The sequence below is a fragment of the Bacillus sp. FJAT-27225 genome, assembly GCF_001685025.1.
GTDB lineage: Bacteria > Bacillota > Bacilli > Bacillales > Cytobacillaceae > Bacillus_D.
This window is the reverse complement of sequence record NZ_MAYU01000012.1, coordinates 449,434-466,520: the sequence shown is the minus strand read 5'-3', so window position 1 is coordinate 466,520 and position 17,087 is coordinate 449,434. Positions and strand designations below refer to the sequence as shown.

At 42.0% G+C, this 17,087-nt stretch carries 15 protein-coding genes; 14 read left to right on the top strand and 1 reads right to left on the bottom strand.

What is annotated here, in order from left to right; translation table 11 throughout:
• Positions 1-12 precede the first annotated feature (12 nt).
• The 5 genes from A8F94_RS09720 to A8F94_RS09700 all read left to right on the top strand — a co-directional run bounded on the left by A8F94_RS09720 (position 13) and on the right by A8F94_RS09700 (position 6,598).
• Entirely contained in the window at positions 13-1,473 is a 1,461-nt protein-coding gene (locus A8F94_RS09720; protein WP_066199027.1) for an extracellular solute-binding protein, read from the top strand.
• Positions 1,474-1,548: 75 nt separating this feature from the next.
• Positions 1,549-2,475, top strand: coding sequence for a carbohydrate ABC transporter permease (locus A8F94_RS09715; RefSeq protein WP_066199025.1), 927 nt, complete (start codon positions 1,549-1,551; stop codon positions 2,473-2,475).
• A 12-nt stretch (positions 2,476-2,487) separates the two neighbouring features.
• Positions 2,488-3,336, top strand: coding sequence for a carbohydrate ABC transporter permease (locus A8F94_RS09710; RefSeq protein ID WP_066199023.1), 849 nt, complete (start codon positions 2,488-2,490; stop codon positions 3,334-3,336).
• A gap of 25 nt (positions 3,337-3,361) precedes the next feature.
• A complete protein-coding gene (locus A8F94_RS09705) occupies positions 3,362-4,468 on the top strand; it encodes an ABC transporter ATP-binding protein (protein WP_066199021.1) in 1,107 nt (368 codons plus the stop codon).
• 186 nt (positions 4,469-4,654) lie between these two features.
• On the top strand, positions 4,655-6,598 hold the full coding sequence (locus tag A8F94_RS09700; protein WP_066199019.1) for a glycoside hydrolase family 125 protein: 1,944 nt from the start codon (positions 4,655-4,657) through the stop codon (positions 6,596-6,598).
• A 635-nt stretch (positions 6,599-7,233) separates the two neighbouring features.
• On the opposite strand, the gene A8F94_RS09695 is transcribed toward A8F94_RS09700, so the two are convergent.
• A complete protein-coding gene (locus A8F94_RS09695; protein WP_066199017.1) occupies positions 7,234-7,503 on the bottom strand; it encodes a hypothetical protein in 270 nt (89 codons plus the stop codon).
• Between the two features lie 869 nt (positions 7,504-8,372).
• Between A8F94_RS09695 and A8F94_RS09690 the strand changes: the two genes are divergently transcribed.
• From A8F94_RS09690 to A8F94_RS09650, 9 genes are read left to right on the top strand one after another with little or no spacing between them, the layout of a single operon-like run.
• The gene (locus tag A8F94_RS09690) at positions 8,373-9,377 is read left to right on the top strand and encodes an NAD-dependent 4,6-dehydratase LegB (protein WP_066199014.1); all 1,005 of its coding nucleotides are present in this window, start codon (positions 8,373-8,375) and stop codon (positions 9,375-9,377) included.
• Positions 9,374-10,555, top strand: coding sequence for a LegC family aminotransferase (locus tag A8F94_RS09685; protein WP_066199011.1), 1,182 nt, complete (start codon positions 9,374-9,376; stop codon positions 10,553-10,555). The genes A8F94_RS09690 and A8F94_RS09685 overlap by 4 nt, the downstream gene beginning before the upstream one ends.
• The gene (neuC, locus tag A8F94_RS09680; RefSeq protein WP_066199008.1) at positions 10,548-11,705 is read left to right on the top strand and encodes a UDP-N-acetylglucosamine 2-epimerase; all 1,158 of its coding nucleotides are present in this window, start codon (positions 10,548-10,550) and stop codon (positions 11,703-11,705) included. Before A8F94_RS09685 ends, neuC begins: the two co-directional genes overlap by 8 nt.
• 2 nt (positions 11,706-11,707) lie before the next feature.
• On the top strand, positions 11,708-12,790 hold the full coding sequence (gene neuB, locus A8F94_RS09675) for an N-acetylneuraminate synthase (protein ID WP_066199005.1): 1,083 nt from the start codon (positions 11,708-11,710) through the stop codon (positions 12,788-12,790).
• A complete protein-coding gene (locus A8F94_RS09670) occupies positions 12,790-13,428 on the top strand; it encodes an acetyltransferase (RefSeq protein WP_066199003.1) in 639 nt (212 codons plus the stop codon). The genes neuB and A8F94_RS09670 overlap by 1 nt, the downstream gene beginning before the upstream one ends.
• Positions 13,425-14,420: a nucleotidyltransferase family protein gene (locus A8F94_RS09665; protein ID WP_066199000.1), complete on the top strand. Its 996-nt coding sequence runs from the start codon at positions 13,425-13,427 to the stop codon at positions 14,418-14,420. The genes A8F94_RS09670 and A8F94_RS09665 overlap by 4 nt, the downstream gene beginning before the upstream one ends.
• Entirely contained in the window at positions 14,417-15,124 is a 708-nt protein-coding gene (locus A8F94_RS09660; RefSeq protein ID WP_066198997.1) for an acylneuraminate cytidylyltransferase family protein, read from the top strand. The genes A8F94_RS09665 and A8F94_RS09660 overlap by 4 nt, the downstream gene beginning before the upstream one ends.
• A gap of 18 nt (positions 15,125-15,142) precedes the next feature.
• On the top strand, positions 15,143-16,129 hold the full coding sequence (locus A8F94_RS09655; protein WP_066198994.1) for a Gfo/Idh/MocA family oxidoreductase: 987 nt from the start codon (positions 15,143-15,145) through the stop codon (positions 16,127-16,129).
• A complete protein-coding gene (locus tag A8F94_RS09650; protein ID WP_077247634.1) occupies positions 16,114-17,067 on the top strand; it encodes a Gfo/Idh/MocA family oxidoreductase in 954 nt (317 codons plus the stop codon). Before A8F94_RS09655 ends, A8F94_RS09650 begins: the two co-directional genes overlap by 16 nt.
• Positions 17,068-17,087: the final 20 nt, after the last annotated feature.

Here is a 17,087-nt window from a genome sequence, read left to right as displayed (position 1 = left end):
GGGATAGTAATAATGAGTAAAAAGCTGTATTCGATTGTAATGGTTTTTATCCTGCTACTTGGAATTCTGGCAGCTTGTACACCTGACTCAAAAACAGGCCAGTCAACTGATAAGAATCAATTTAAGGCGAAAGAAATGACAATCTATATCCGTATGATGGAAGCTCAGGACAAATGGTTTAGAGAAAATATTATCAAATCTTTTGAAAAAGAATATGGGGTAAAAATTAACGTTCGTACATACCAAACAAGTGTAGACCTTCAAAACGTGCTAAAGCTTGATGAAGGCAAAAAGACGATTGGCCTTGTCAAGACGCTGCACTCTGATTTAGTTCCATTTGTTGAAAATGGTTATATCATGGACTTGGAAACAGCCGTTGGTGAAGGCTATAAAAAGGATTTAGAAGAATACACTGAGGCTGCCGTAGAAATGGGAACTGTTAATGGGAAAGTGTACTATATTCCTCGTAAGCTCGAAACAAACACATTATTATTTGTAAAATCAAAAGTAAATGATGCCGTTAAAAATTGGGAGAAGTTTGAAAGTGATATCCAAGCTATGTTCAAAGCTGAAAACGGAGTAGGACTTCCGGATGATTATACGCTCGAGGCAGATCCAAACGAGTGGGATTGGTACGATCTTGCTGTTGTAGGTTATTACTGGGCAAACACAGAGTATGACGGAAAGAAGGAGCCAAGAATTGCCCACCGTGCGCAAAAGTATGAAGGTACTGTTACTGAGTTGGTCACAAAGGTATACCAAACCGGTGGAACCCCAGAAGATGTTCTTAACTTGAATTCACAGCCGGTAAAAGATACATTCCAATGGGAAAATTTCTATAAGAATAATAAAATTTATAACCCCGGCATGTGGGAAGAAGGCTGGTCAGGCGGCGGAATTTGGCAGGCTATGGCAAATGGTAAAGTATATTTGGCATTCATGCACCAAATTGATGCATTCTTCATCCATGGCGGTTCTGATCCAAGTATGACGGGTTATTTAGCAGATCCGGATGATATGGGATTAGCGATTATGCCACAGGGTGTTTCACTTGAACTTAAAGATGGCAATCCTGCCCGTGTTGGTACACATGGTTCCCAATTGGCCGGATTCTGGTGGGGCATTCCTAATTCCACTCCTGATGCAAAATTATCTTATGAATTGGCACGATGGATTACGAACGAAACAAACCATAAAGCAGAGACGCAACAATTTGGTATGATGCCAGTTAGAAAAGATATTATGAATGACCTAAATGGTACATTTAAAGAAAAATGGATGCAAGAAGTCTTTGACGTAGCAAATCGCCAACTTGATGAAGGCGTTCAAAAGATCCCTCAAGTCCAAACATGGCCAGAATATGTTGAACTCTATTTAAATGCCTGGTATGACATTGTGGTTGACCAAAAATATACAGTTGACCAAGGACTGGCTGAACAGTATGGGCCTAAATCAGATCAATTAAGAAAGTAAAAAATGACTAATTGGAAAGAGGGGATACTCCCCTCTTTCTTCTAACTGTTAGTCTTGTGAAATGGAGGACCGTTTATGGAGCTGTCAGTTGGTACTGGAAACAAGAAAAACAGTTTTGTAGATGTGATAAAAAAGAATAGTTTTCTACTCATCTCACTTATACCGGGTTTTCTTTATATATTGGCTTTCTTTTTAATTATTGTCTTTTTTATCCTTAAAATGTCATTAACCACCTATGTTGGCGGAATGGCCGAAGCTAGCCCTACGCTAGAAAACTTTGTTAATTTAACTAACAGTAATGAATTTAAAGATGCCTTTTCAAGAACATTTGTATTTGTAATAATTACCACTCCTCTTCAACTGATCACCGGATTAGTGACCGCAATGATTGTTAACCGGAGTTTTAAAGGAATAGGAATTGTACGAAGTATTTTTCTACTGCCTTTGGCTATTCCAACCATTGTAACAACCTCAACGTTATTGTTGCTTTTTGCAAAAGGCGGCCATGTTACAAGCATGTTAATGGGTGAATATAGCTGGTTTCCACAAGTCGTCAATCATGAGGTCTCTTTCTTGAACAATGAGACATTGGCAATGAGCTTATCGATTATCGGCAAGGTATGGCGTGATACTCCCATTTCCATGTTAATCCTGCTGGCAGGACTTCAAGCAATTGATGAATCGCAATATGAAGCGGCTAAAACAATGGGTGCTAATAGTATACAACGATTTATGTACATCACTATTCCACTATTAATTCCCGCGATTTCTTCTGTATTAGTATTACGCTCCATTGAAGCGTGGAAAGAATTTATCTTCCCTTATATTCTGGCACCATCATATCCAATCTTGGGTGTGTTGATTGAAAAATACTTCGTCCAATTGAATAATCCGGGAATGGCAGCAGCTATAGGTGTTATTTTAATTGTGTTAATCGTATTTTTCACCTTGTTCTTAAATTGGCTCTTAAAAGTAATGAAAAATTATTTAGTAAGGGTATAGAGGGGGAACATTATGAAAAAATGGAGCGGAGAAAAAGTAATTTGGTTTTCATTAATGGTTATGTCCATATTAGTGGTTCTATTTCCAATTTACATTATGTTTAAATACTCAATAAGTGACCGTACCAGTTGGGTCACTGGTGGTAAATACCCCATACCCTGGTGGCCATTTGAACCAACTATGGAAATGTATAAATATTACTTAGCAGACGGACGCTTTTGGTCAAGTGCCTGGTTTAGTGTGAAGATTGCCCTGTTAACGATTGTAATTTCGTTGGGGTTGGGTGCTCCTGCTGCCTATGCCCTGGCCAGGTTTAAATTTTGGGGAATGGGTTTTGTGATTTTCTTGATTTTATCGGTTCGGTTATTCCCTGATATTTCTTCTGTTTTACCGGTTGCCAATGTTTTTAATAGCAGCTTACTATCCAATCTACCTATAACGTTAAAAGTAGCTCTTGGCCACTCTCTGCTTAGTCTGCCGTATATCATTTTGATTGCTATCGGAGTTTTCCAAACGATTCCGGTAGATTTAGAGGAGCAAGCACAAGTCATGGGGGCAACTAAATTTTATACGTTTACCAGAATTATTTTACCGGTGGCTTTGCCAGGATTAGCTGCAGGTGCCATTTATGTATTCTTATTATCATGGAATGAGTTTGTCTTTTCCTATTTTATAACTGCGACATCGTCAGCTGATAATATTCCACTACCGGTTTACCTAAAAAGTCTATTAGGAACTTTTTCACCAAATCCTGTTTCCATTGCAACCCTATCCTTACTAGTTTCATTACCTGTTATTCTTTTTACTTTTATTGTTCAAAAATACATGATAACAGGAGCAACGGCAGGTGCTGTGAAATAAGTTTTCTTACTTAGGAGGAGAAAAAATGGCGGATTTACGTCTTGACCACATTCAAAAAAGATACCCAAATGGCTTTCAAGCCGTAAAGGATTTAAGTATTCATATAAGAGATGGTGAATTTGTATCACTGGTTGGTCCTTCTGGTTGTGGAAAGTCTACTACACTTAGGATGATTGCCGGCTTGGAAGACATTACGGGTGGTCATTTATATATTGGTGACAAGTTGGCAAACAACGTACAGTCAAAAGACCGTGGAATTGCTATGGTATTTCAAAGTTATGCTCTATTTCCACATATGTCTGTGGCTGCAAATATTGGCTTTGGTTTAAAGATCAATAAAGCAGATAAAAAGATTCGGGATAAAAAGATTGAATGGGCATTGGATTTACTTGATTTAAATGGATTGGGAAATCGTAAGCCGTCGGAATTATCCGGAGGCCAGCGGCAGAGGGTTGCCTTGGGAAGGGCCCTAGTCTTGGATCCGGAGGTATTGCTTCTCGACGAGCCGCTTAGTAACCTGGATGCCAAGCTGCGTGTAAAAATGAGAACGGAGCTAAAACGGATTCACAAACAGCTGAAGGCGACCATTGTTTATGTAACCCATGATCAGGCTGAAGCGATGACGCTAAGTGATCGAATCGCCATTATGAAAAATGGGGATCTCATGCAGATGGGCAGCCCAACCGAGATTTATAACAAACCGCAAAATCAATTTGTCGCTGGATTTATTGGCAGCCCGCCAATGAACTTCCTGGAGGGCGAATTGGTAGATGAAAATGGCCGGTTTATCTTCCGTAATGAGTTGACCAAGTTGTATTTGCCAACTAATATGAAGCCATATATTAAGGAAAATATCACCCAAAAGCAAGTAGTCCTTGGAGTTCGGCCGGAAGATTTACAAATTAGCCTGTCCCATGTGGAAAACTCGATAAGCGGTACCTCGATTGTGACAGAAACTCTTGGTTCAGATGATTTTGTCGCCGTTGAGGTAGGAAAACAATTATTTAGTATCCGTATTGATCCTGGAAGTAATTTTCCACTTGATAAACAAGTTTATCTAACTTTCAAGGAAGATAAGCTTCACCTTTTTAATAATGATACTGCGAATCATGAAGAGGCTAAACTTGCTTAATAAAAGAAGAAACAAAATAAGTCAATTCTTTTAAAAAGGGTTGGCTTTTTTTATAGCTTTGGTATATTCCGGCCTTGACCTTGACAGGGTTTATAAATGTTTGTAGGTATTTGCAAATAAATTGCTAGCTTATTTTCTATTACAGTTAATCAGGACTTTCATGTTGAAATTGGAGGATTAATTCAAATGCTGCAGAAAATACATGAAGAAATAAATAGTTATGATTTGATACCACTATTGAATCGTTCAAATCAAAAGCCAATTGATATTGGGAATGGGGCGATGTCAGCTAGTGTTACACCTGATGGGCGAATTTGCTCAATCAATCGGCCGCACCAAAAGCACGGATATATCACCTTAACATCAATGGAGCAGTTTCCAAACGATAAGTGGTATGATCCGTCTTTTGTAAGAAATTATCGAAAGGAGCTTGCTGTAGGGACGAGCGGATTTGGTTTGCTGCCACAAAAACGGAATGGAACTCCTGAAATATATTTATTAGACAATAAGCATCCCTATTTTTATTTTCATGATTCGGATGTGGACGTATCTTCTTCCTTTTTTATTGAAAAAGAATGGGGAGTTAATTTTCTGAAGCAACAAATTAATCTAGTGAATAAAACGGATGTAGAAATGCTTTTCCCAATGGAGGTTATAGGCCAGTTAAGTTTGAATCGTGCAAGCTATGGGCAGCTAACCGAGGGCGGACCAATACCAATTCCCCGTGCAGTGCTGGATGTTTCCTTGTCAAGAAATAAACTGGTAATTAGAAACCCCAATCTTGGAGCCAGGGCTGAGGTTTCCATTTTTGAAAATAATGAACCGGTTCTCTTGGAAGATGTAAACATCAGAACGACCAAACCATTTACTTTGAACCAGGTTTTCTACGTTTCTATACAGCCATATGAGAAGAAGGTGTTGACAGCCGTCTATGCATTGGATGAACAAGAACAGATACAGTTGATTGCAGATGACTATTTCCCTTCCATTGAAGACAAGTTAGTGGAAAAATCAAGTACGATGCCGATTGACTGGAAAGAGTTCGTAATCAGCCGCAATATCAACTATATTGTATCTTGTTGTTCTGTGCCCACCAATGGCGAATCAATCTGCGTCATAACCGACCACCAATTATTGCCGCTTGCCTGGAATCGTGATGCGTATTATATGATGCAGCTATTATTTCATTCACTTTCGGAAAAACAAGAAGAAACATGGCGCCAAGAGGTAAAAAGGATAATCAAGGGCCATCTGATTTGGATGTTTGAGGATGCCCAGCGGCCAGACGGATATTGGGGGCGTGCATATTTAACCAATGGCCAAAGTAAAGACCCCATTTTCCAGCTTGATCAGCAATGTTATCCGATTCTAGAGTTATGCGATTACTACCTGGAGTTTGGTGATCATGGTATGGTTTTGAGACTTTTTCCATATGTCAATAAGATCCTGCTTATGCTTAATGAACATAAGGCGGAAAACCATTGGCTTTTCAAAACAGGTGAGACACCGGCTGATGATGAGGTTGAGTATCCCTACCATTTCTCGAGCCAGGTTCTAGTGTGGCATATGTTAATGAAATTGGATAAGGTGAACAAGGAGCTAAATCTAAGTGAAGTGGATTATAGTGTCTTAGCCAATAAGGTAAAACGTGATTGTCTTGCTAATTTTATCACTAAAAGTAGTGAAAAAGAGTTATTTGCCTATTTAACTGACCTTGAGGGTAATTATCAACTTTATCATGACGCAAATGATTTACCGACCGTATATGCTCCTTTATGGGGATTTTGCGAAAAAACAGACCCTGTTTGGGTTGAAACGATGAAGTTTGCGTTTTCCGAGGCGAACAAGGGCGGTTATTATCCTGGCCCATTTGAAGGGCTTGGTTCGGTCCATACCCCTAATAAATGGCCGCTTGGTGATGGGCAGGAGCTGTTGTTTGCGTGGTTGACCGGCGATAAAGAACAGGAAGAATATGTGAGCCGAAAGCTTAAACAAGTGGTACAATGGGATGGTTTATTCTCCGAGGCAGTATATGAAGAAAGTGGGGAGATAGCTTCACGCCACTGGTTTTCCTGGCCAGGAGCGTTTATCTCAAGTGTCATCCTTTTGAAAAAAAGTCAGGCCGATTAGAATAAGGCTGTGATTTTTAATAGCTAGTACGATACTCCTAAGTATCATTAAGGTGAGGCAGTGCTTGTTCATAATGAAGAAACACCCACTATTGAAGATGCCCAAAAACGGGGTGTGGTGAAGACTCGGTTAGTTTGCACAATGGAGCATAGGACCATTTTGCAAAAGGAAAAGGTGACGAGGCCATAAAGCTAGGCACTGTTCTAAATTGCCCCTATGATTGTTCCCAGTTGTTAGGGATGGTGTTAACCTAAAAATAGATTACTAATCTATTTTTAGGTTATCACCCGGCGGTAAGTTGATATTTAGTGAATTTGAAGGGATACTGGGTTGAATGCCGAAGGGCGAAAAGAGGAGGGTTCTGGGTTTGCGATTGGCAAACCCAGAACCCTCCCCACTCTTCTTCCTCTATGATGATGATATAGGTGCCTGTTCACTTCCCGAGGTTTGTCGTATTTTTTTGAATGAATTGTTGTGTTAAAGGGCCTTATTACTCTAGAAGTCCCGGTTCTTTTATTTTCTGAAAATAAAGAGCAACGTGCCCCTCCCTAATAAATTATAAGCCGAATTATTTTAGACTTTCTTTGAATTTTTTTGAATTTATTAGGATGGGAGGTTGCCTTTTGCTTGAAATTTCAAAAACAGTAGATATCACATATCCGATATAATAAATAACTTTCCAAGGGGTTGCTTGTGTTTTTTAGGATTGTCGCGGTTTTGGCATTGCAGCCGCCGGCAATCTTTGCCGAAAAGCGGATCAGCCGCTTCATCCCGATCAACTCCCCTTTTGAAAACTCCCTCTTATGCAAAGCGAGCCACTGTTCGATATGGCTGTTAAACTCCTTTAAACTTTTAAACTGCGAATACTCTTCAAAACTCTCAATCTTGGCCGATTTGATTGTCATGGTTTTGAACCAGCCTTTATGGGTTAACCATATAATCTATAAACTCACTATTACCACTTTTGTCTAGCCCAAAATATGAAATTAGAAGTGTCCCCGTTTCTTTCAATTCATTTATTAACCTCGATAACTCCTGGTCCTTTTCATTTCTCTCAATTCTTTTTTTTAGTCTGGTTCTCTAAAATAATCATATCGAATCGCTTAATAACTTGAGTCCAAATCCGCTGGAAAATCGAGAAGGCTTACCGCTATTTCAAGGAAATGATGGGATTTGACCATTACCAGATGCTTTCATTCAAGGCCATCCAACGGTATTGAGCCATCCAGTACCTTACACAGAATTTCCTGGAACTCAGAAGAGTGGAATGGTCAAAGGAAACAACCATCACATTCGGAGTAGCAGTCAAAAAAAACAGAAGCGGCATGTTTGGCCAGCTGGTCGTCTATGTGTACTAGGAACGCTGGGCCAACACACCATTGGATAATGTGTTGAAAACCCTCAAACTAATCGCTTAAAAAAGCCTGATTTTTGATTGCACTACCCGTATGCCCTTTTATAGGAATTTATTTAAAAATGCAAGAGTCAAGCAATAAATTGGGAATAAGTAAAAATTACTATAGCGACGTAGGTCTATAGGTCTGAAAATTTCGTGTTTTAAGACTTGTTGAGTAAGACAAAAGAACAGAATATACATAAATGCCTTAATTATTTTACAATAGTATGATTTAATAATGAAAATACATGACAAAAACCTCTAAAATTTTACAGGGAATCAGAAAGTTGTGAGAAATGAGTAATAAAAACTTTTTTTACGTGGGTTTTTGCAAATGTTATTGTCGATTTTACGAGGAATAACACGAGGAGGAAAACAATGAAAGGCAAAAAGATTCTTATAACGGGTGCTGATGGATTTATTGGTTCCCATTTAACTGAGGAATTAGTAAGAAGAGGCCATAATGTAAAGGCATTCGTTCTGTACAATTCCTTTAATTCATGGGGATGGCTGGACCAGTCACCTAAGGAAATCAAAGAAAATCTTGAAATTTTCTCTGGTGATATCAGAGACCCATATGGTGTGAAAACTGCAATGAAGGATTGTGACGTCGTCCTTAACCTGGCTGCGTTAATCGCGATTCCCTATTCATACCATTCACCGGATACATATGTTGATACAAATGTGAAAGGAACGTTGAATGTTGTCCAGGCGGCGAGGGAACTTGGCGTGGAAAAAGTCGTCCATACTTCGACAAGCGAAGTATATGGAACAGCTAGATTCGTGCCAATTACAGAAGAGCATCCGCTGCAGGGGCAATCTCCTTATTCTGCTTCAAAAATCGGCGCTGACCAAATTGCAATGTCATTTTACACATCTTTTGAAACACCTGTTGCAATTATCAGACCCTTCAATACATACGGACCAAGGCAATCCGCTCGTGCAGTTATTCCGACCATCATTACGCAAATAGCAAATGGCCAAAGAAAAATTAAACTGGGTTCCTTGTCCCCAACAAGGGATTTCAACTATGTCAAAGATACAGTGAATGGTTTCATTTCTGTTGCTGAATCAAAAAATTCGCTCGGTGAAGTAATCAATATCGGAAGCAATTACGAAATTTCAATTGGCGATACTGTCAAGGTGATTGCCGAAGTGATGGGATCCGAAATTGAAATTGAAACTGAAGATGTACGGTTGAGGCCGGAAAAGAGTGAAGTTGAACGGTTATGGGCGGATAATTCTAAGGCGAAAAAACTATTGGGCTGGGAACCTGCATATGGCGGTTTGGAAGGTTTCAGAAGAGGGATTTCCGAAACGGCTGAATGGTTCACTAATCCAGAAAATCTTAAGGCATACAAAGCCGACATATACAACATATGATGAACCAGTTCAATACGCCTTTACTAGTAGAAAAGTTAAGGAATGTTTTGCCCAAAGAAAGAGACTTCATCGCGCTTCACGAACCTGTCTTCAGAGGAAATGAATGGGAGTATGTTAAAGAGTGCATCGACACCAGCTGGGTATCATCGGTTGGCAAATATGTAGATTTATTCGAGGAAAAACTGGCTGAATACACGGGAGTAAAGAAGGCAGTTGCTGTTGTTAACGGAACAGCAGCCCTTCATGTATCCCTTAAATTGGTCGGGGTTGAACAAGGGGATGAGGTGCTTATCCCTGCTTTAACGTTTATTGCGACTGCCAACGCGGTTGTATATACGGGCGCAGTACCGCATTTTGTAGACAGTGAGCATAAAACACTTGGGCTGGACCCGCGTAAATTAAGGGATTATTTATCAGAAATCTCGGAAATGAAAAATGGGTTCTGTGTAAATAAGAAAACTGGCCGTAGAATCAAGGCGGTCGTTCCGATGCATACATTCGGGCATCCAGTAAACCTTGACCTGCTGACGGAGCTTTGTGCGGAATACAACATTGAACTCGTCGAGGACGCGGCAGAATCGCTCGGTTCGTATTATAAAGGGATTCACACCGGAAATGTCGGTAAAATTTCCGCACTCAGCTTTAACGGAAATAAAGTTATAACAACTGGGGGCGGCGGGGCGATCTTGACGAATGATGAGGAACTTGGGAAACTGGCCAAGCATATTACCACCACAGCAAAAGTTCCGCACAAGTGGGAATTCAACCATGATATGGTCGCCTTCAATTACCGTATGCCGAATATCAATGCTGCGCTTGGCTGTGCGCAACTGGAAAAATTACCGGACTATCTAGACAAAAAGCGGGCCCTCACAAACGTGTATATCGAGGAGCTTGAAGGTTTCAACGGGATTTCAGTATTTAAGGAACCAGAATTTGCAAAGTCAAATTATTGGCTGAACGCATTGGTATTGGACGACGGATTCGAACAATACAGGGACGAAATCCTCACTGAAACAAACAACAACGGAATCATGACTCGTCCTGCTTGGACCTTAATGCACCAGCTGCCAATGTTCAAGGACAATCCGAAAATGGAATTGCATGTTGCGGAATCATTGCAAAACAAACTGATCAATATTCCAAGCAGCGTCTTTCTGGGGGATCATTATGAATAAACGGAAAATTTGTGTGGTGACAGGAACCCGGGCGGAATATGGGCTGCTTTACTGGCTGATGAAATATATCGATGAAGCACCGGAATTTACATTGCAAATCATTGCGACAGGAATGCATCTTTCCCCGGAGTTCGGACTTACATATAAGCAAATTGAAAAAGATAGTTTTACGATTGATGAGAAAGTCGAAATGCTGCTTTCCAGTGATACCCCGGTCGGGATAGCAAAATCGATTGGTCTTGCAACAATCGGCTTTGCAGACGCCTTGGAGAGGCTGAAGCCTGACCTATTGGTAATCCTGGGCGACCGCTATGAAATGTTAGCTGTGGCCCAAGCTGCACTAGTCGCCAGGATTCCGATTGCCCACATTGCGGGCGGGGATGTAACAGAAGGGGCTTTCGATGAAGCGATTCGCCATAGCATTACGAAAATGTCGCATATCCACTTTGTGACAAATGAACAGTCCCGCCAAAGGGTTCGCCAGCTTGGAGAAAACGGAGACTTTATTTTTAATGTCGGCAGCCCGGGGATTGACCAAATAAAAAAGATCGACTTACTCTCAAGGGGTGAAGTGGGGAAAAGGATTAATTTTACATTCCGGCAAAAGAATTTGCTCATCACTTTCCATCCTGTGACGCTGGAACAAAAGCCAGCAGTGGATCAGTTTAAGGAATTGCTTGACGCCCTTGATTCACTAGGACCTGATGTAGGACTAATTTTTACAAACCCGAATTCCGACAATGAAAGCAGGCAATTGATAAAGCTGCTTGACGAGTTTGTAAGGGAAAGGGAAAACGCTGCTTCTTACACCTCATTGGGGCAATTACTTTACTTAAACACAATAAACCAGGTTGATGCAGTGGTCGGCAATTCGTCAAGCGGGGTTTATGAAGTTCCGTCATTCAAAAAACCGACTGTCAATATTGGCAGCAGGCAAAGGGGCAGATTGTATGCATCATCTGTCATCAATTGCGAAACCAATGCTGAATCGATCAAGGCCGCTCTGAAAACGGCCTTCAGCATGGATTGTGAAGACACGGTAAATCCCTATGGAGACGGAACTAGCTCAATTCAGATTGTTGAGCACCTGAAATCGATATCGGATTATAAAAAGCTGCTAATGAAGAAATTTTACGAGGTGGGCATCTGATAATGGAGAAAGCCAATCATGTTTATATTATTGCTGAAGCAGGAGTAAACCATAACGGCTCGCTGGACTTGGCAAAACAATTAATTGATGCCGCTGCTCAAGCCGGGGCTGACGCTGTTAAATTCCAGACATTCAAAGCTGAAAAGCTGGTAAGCAAACATGCTCCCAAAGCTGAATACCAATCGAAAAACACGAATTCGGATGAATCCCAGCTCGAAATGCTAAAAAAGCTTGAATTAGATGAAGATGCTCATCGTCTATTGATCAACTATTCGAATGAAAAGGGAATTGAATTTCTGACAAGTCCTTTTGACAGCGAAAGCCTTGATCTTCTGACAACTAAATTTGAGATGGCTAAATTTAAAATACCATCTGGTGAAGTAACGAATGCCCCGTTTTTGCTGGAAATCGCGAAAACAGGCAAAGCAGTCATCCTGTCAACAGGGATGTGCACCCTTTCGGAAATCGAAATGGCACTCGCTGTCCTCGCATTTGGTTATACGAACCCGGACGGGCAACCGTCACCACAGGCTTTCCAAGCAGCTTATGCTACGGAAGAAGGGCAAATGGCGCTAAAGGAGAAGGTAGATCTCCTTCATTGTACAACACAGTATCCAACGCCTTACGAGGAAGTGAACTTGCTGGCAATGGACACCATTAAGAGTGCGTTCGGTATTCGTTGCGGCTATTCAGATCATACTCTGGGTCTTGCGGTTCCACTCGCAGCCGTTGCGCGCGGGTCGCAAATGATTGAAAAGCATTTTACTCTTGACCGGAATCTGCCGGGGCCAGACCATAAGGCGTCGCTTGAGCCACATGAATTAAAGACACTGGTTGAAAGTATCCGCCAGATAGAAAAGGCGCTGGGTAACCCTGTTAAAAAACCTACCGTCAGTGAGATGAAAAATAAACCAATTGTCCGCAAGAGCATTGTTGCCTCCAGGAAAATCAGAAAAGGCGAACAGTTCTCGATGGATAATCTGGCCATCAAGAGGCCGGGCACTGGTTTGGATCCTATTCATTATTGGGATTTACTCGGAAAAACAGCCGGGAAGGATTTTATAGAAGACGAGGCCGTTAAGTGATGGCGAAATCTGTACTCATTCTAGGTGCAGGCGGCCACGCTAAAGTGTTAATAGAAATACTCAAGCAAACCGGTACACCGATTATAGGAATCACTGCCCCTCATAACGTGGAAAACGGGAGGCATTTAATGGACATTCCGATAATCGGTGATGATGAGGAAGTATTGAAGTTTCAGCCTGCTGATATCGATCTAGTAAATGGCATTGGTTCAGTTGCCGAAAATAGAATTCGAAGGGCCGTTTTTGAACGATTTACTTCACTCGGATATTCATTCCCTCCTCTGGTACATCCTTCTGCTGTTATAGCTTCGGACGCAACTCTTTATGAAGGAGCACAAATAATGGCAGGTGCGATTATCCAGCCGGATTCAACAATAGGCAGGAATGCGATTGTTAATACGAAAGCGTCTGTTGATCATGACTGCATTATAGGCGATCACGTTCATATTGCTCCAGGGGCAACGATTTCGGGAACGGTTACGATTGGAAGCAATGTTCATGTTGGAACAGGAGCAACAATTATTAACAACGTCGTAATAGGGACAGATAGTTTTATTGCTGCTGGAGCGGTTGTCACAAGGAGTATTGCCAATGGAGTAAAAGTGCGGGGAGTCCCTGCAAAGGAGGTACCTTTATGATTGCTTTAAAAACTAAAAAGAAGACTGATAGCTTGATTTCAAAAAATGCAGCTATTAAGGAAGCGATAAAGGTTATTGACTATACCGCACAACAGATAGCGATAGTTGTCGATGCCAGTGAACGGTTTCTTGGGACAGTATCAGACGGAGATATCCGAAGAGCGATACTTGAAGGAATCTCGTTGGATAAACCAGTCGAAACGATTATGAATACAAGCCCGGCCCTTGTAAATTACGAGAATGGGTTGTTTTCAGCCCCATTCAATGAAGCAGGCCAAGTAGAGAAAAATATAAAGGATAATTGGGTTGTATTAATGGCGGGGGGGCTTGGAACAAGATTGCGGCCATTAACCGACAACTGCCCAAAACCGCTGCTCAAAGTCGGCGATAAGCCAATATTGGAAACAACTATTGAAAAATTGAAAAAGCATGGGTTCCGGCAATTCTTTTTATCTGTCAACTACAAGGCGGAGATGATTGAGGAATACTTTGGAGATGGCTCTAAATGGGACGTCGAAATCGATTATCTTCATGAAACAAAAAGACTGGGAACCGCGGGTGCGCTCAGCCTTCTTCCATCTGTCCCATCTAAGCCAATTCTCGTTATGAACGGTGACCTATTAACAACCGTCAATTACAATTTTCTGCTCGATTATCATATGAAACAGCAATCAGAAGCCACAATGTGTGTCAGGGAATACAATTACCAGGTTCCATACGGCGTTGTAAAACTTGACAAAAACAAGCTGCAAGGCATTGAAGAAAAGCCCGTTCATCGCTCGTTTGTCAGCGCTGGAATTTATGTTCTTGACCCAATCACAATAAGGGAGATACCGGAGGACGAGTTTTATGATATGCCAACATTGTTTGAAGACATGATTAAAGGCGGCCGCAATTCGTCTGTCTTCCCCCTAAGAGAATATTGGTGTGATATTGGCAGAATTGAAGATTACAAGAAAGCCAACACAGATTTTGAGAAGGTGTTTGGATGATTAACAATCAGAAAGTGATAGCTATTATTCCGGCGAGAGGCGGCAGCAAAGGCATTCCCTATAAAAATATTAAAAATTTGAACGGGAAGCCGCTAATTGCCTGGACGATTGATACAGCGAAAGCAATGCCGGAAATCGACCGAACCATCGTATCAACAGATGATGAAAAAATTGCCGCTGTCGCCAAACAGTATGGCGGCGAAGTTTTCATGAGGCCGAGTCATATCGCCCAAGACACATCACCGATGATGGATACGGTTTTGAATATCAGGGATAGGCTTGAAGCGGCAGGCAATCTCGATGGCAGTGAGATCATAGTGGTATTGCAGCCGACAAGCCCATTGCGTACAGCAGACGATATCCGCAAGTGTTTGGAATTGTTGTCTGATGAAGGAGCCAACTACGATTCGGTTGCTACGTTCAAAGAGGCGGACCTTCACCCGCACCAGGCGTGGGCCATTATTGACAACTGCCCGAAGGTTTTTATCGAAGGCGCAATGCCATGGGTTCCGCGGCAACAGCTGCAGGATGCATACCAGCTGAATGGCGCTGTGTATGCTTGTAAAATGGCGAAATTGGAAAAAAAGACTACTTCCTTCCTGTTTGGCAATGCGGGAGCGGTTGTGATGCCGAAGGAGCGGTCGGTCGATATTGATGACATGATTGACTGGCAATTGGCAGAGATATTGCTTTCCCAAAATTAACAGAGAGGGAAGATTTTTTTGATAGCAAATGTTGCAATTATCGGAGCGGGTCACTTGGGCAGCCGGCACCTTCAGGGGTTAAGCAAAATCAAACGTCGTATCAATGCGTACGTAGTTGATCCTTCCCCTAAATCGATTGAAACAGCAAAAATTCGCTATAAAGAAGTAATAGTAGAAAATAGGACGCAAATAGAATCGATTTCCTTTTATGAAGATTTGACGTTGTTGCCGGATAAAATGGATGTCGTTATTGTTGCGACAAACTCCAATGTGAGAAGGAAAGTCGTTGAGACTTTGCTCAATGAGAAATCGGTTAAGAATTTAATCCTGGAGAAGTTTCTGTTTCAGGAAATAAGTGACTTTGCGGTTGTCGGGGAACTGCTGAGAGAAAAGAACGTGAAAGCATGGGTAAACTGCCCGCGCCGGATGTGGGACTTTTATCAGTCTTTAAAAACGGATATGGCGGGTGCGACCCATATTGATTATTCGGTAAGCGGCTCAAATATCGGGATTGGCAGTAACTCAATACACTTTCTTGACCACCTGGCTTTTCTGTCTGAAGACTCCGGCTTTGAATTATTACCGGCGTTTTTGGATAATGAAATCATTGAGAGCAAAAGAAGCGGCTATATTGAGTTTACCGGAACTCTGAGCGGAACTACTTCGAGAGGTCATCGTTTCGGTGTCACTTCCTACCGGCAGGAAGGGATTCCGCTCGTTGTTCAAATCAACAGCGATAAAGTCCGGTGTTTGATAAGAGAGACGGAGCAAAAAGCGTTCATCGCTTATAAAAAGGAAAATTGGGCGTGGCGGGAAGCCGATTTCAGGGTAATGTTCCAGAGCGAACTGACACATTTGACTGTCGAGCAAATTCTCGATACCGGAAACTGCACGCTGCCAACATACGAGGAATCGAGCACCCTGCACATCAAAGTGTTAACTACTCTTTGCTCACACTTGGAAAAAATACAGAATAAAGAGGTATTGACGTGTCCAATTACATAAACCATCGTACGTTACTCATCGGCGCCGGCGAGATGGCGGTTGCATATGGCAATGCTATGAACAAGCTCGATATGCCTTTTACCGTGATTGGGCGGGGCGAAGAATCGGCAAGGAAGTTTACTGAACGCACCGGTTCCTCCATTCTTACAGGCGGCGTGGATAGCAATGCTGAAACGGCGAGGGAGCATACACATGCGATCGTCACTGTAAATGTCGAGGAGCTTGCGAAAACAACGATTTCCCTAATCGAACTTGGCGTCGAAAACATTCTCGTTGAAAAACCGGGTGGTGTGACGCCTGAGGAAATAGTGGAGTTAAAAGAAATCGCAGCGAAAAACGGAGCGCGGGTTTACATAGGCTACAACAGGCGGTTTTATGCTTCCGCCCTTAAAGCGAAAGAATATATCATTAACGATGGCGGCGTTGAGTCGTTTTCTTTTGATTTTACGGAATGGGGCCATGTAATCGCCAACCTGCCAAAAACGCCGATTGTTAAGGAAAACTGGTTTCTGGCCAACTCGACACACGTCATTGACATGGCGTTTTATTTAGGAGGACAGCCAATAGAAATGGTTAGCTATACAAAGGGTGGTGTTAGCTGGCATCCTATAGCTTCTGTTTATGCGGGTTCAGGAAAAACGGATACAGGGGCTCTGTTTTCCTACCAGGCAAACTGGGAAGCACCAGGCAGGTGGGGGATTGAAATCAATACGAAGCACCATAAACTGATTTTTAGGCCACTGGAAGCACTGCAGGTGCAAAAACACGGCTCGGTCGCGATTGAGACGGTCGACATCGATGATTCGCTCGACAAGGAATTTAAGCCGGGGATTTACAGGCAGACAGAGGCCTTTTTTATAAAACCTTCGATACTGTTATCGCTCGATGAGCACGCCGAAAAGGTTGAAGGGATTTACAAAAAAATCGGGAATCTCTGATGGTTTAGTTTGCGGGGGAG

Excerpts from the sequence above, each read along its gene's own strand:
- A8F94_RS09710 (WP_066199023.1), top strand. The coding sequence starts at position 2,488 with ATGAAAAAATGGAGCGGAGAAAAAGTAATTTGGTTTTCATTAATGGTT.
- A8F94_RS09685 (WP_066199011.1), top strand. The coding sequence starts at position 9,374 with ATGATGAACCAGTTCAATACGCCTTTACTAGTAGAAAAGTTAAGGAAT.
- A8F94_RS09690 (WP_066199014.1), top strand. The coding sequence starts at position 8,373 with ATGAAAGGCAAAAAGATTCTTATAACGGGTGCTGATGGATTTATTGGT.
- A8F94_RS09665 (WP_066199000.1), top strand. The coding sequence starts at position 13,425 with ATGATTGCTTTAAAAACTAAAAAGAAGACTGATAGCTTGATTTCAAAA.
- A8F94_RS09715 (WP_066199025.1), top strand. The coding sequence starts at position 1,549 with ATGGAGCTGTCAGTTGGTACTGGAAACAAGAAAAACAGTTTTGTAGAT.
- A8F94_RS09670 (WP_066199003.1), top strand. The coding sequence starts at position 12,790 with ATGGCGAAATCTGTACTCATTCTAGGTGCAGGCGGCCACGCTAAAGTG.
- A8F94_RS09700 (WP_066199019.1), top strand. The coding sequence starts at position 4,655 with ATGCTGCAGAAAATACATGAAGAAATAAATAGTTATGATTTGATACCA.
- neuC (WP_066199008.1), top strand. The coding sequence starts at position 10,548 with ATGAATAAACGGAAAATTTGTGTGGTGACAGGAACCCGGGCGGAATAT.
- A8F94_RS09705 (WP_066199021.1), top strand. The coding sequence starts at position 3,362 with ATGGCGGATTTACGTCTTGACCACATTCAAAAAAGATACCCAAATGGC.
- neuB (WP_066199005.1), top strand. The coding sequence starts at position 11,708 with ATGGAGAAAGCCAATCATGTTTATATTATTGCTGAAGCAGGAGTAAAC.
- A8F94_RS09660 (WP_066198997.1), top strand. The coding sequence starts at position 14,417 with ATGATTAACAATCAGAAAGTGATAGCTATTATTCCGGCGAGAGGCGGC.
- A8F94_RS09720 (WP_066199027.1), top strand. The coding sequence starts at position 13 with ATGAGTAAAAAGCTGTATTCGATTGTAATGGTTTTTATCCTGCTACTT.
- A8F94_RS09695 (WP_066199017.1), bottom strand. The coding sequence starts at position 7,503 with ATGACAATCAAATCGGCCAAGATTGAGAGTTTTGAAGAGTATTCGCAG.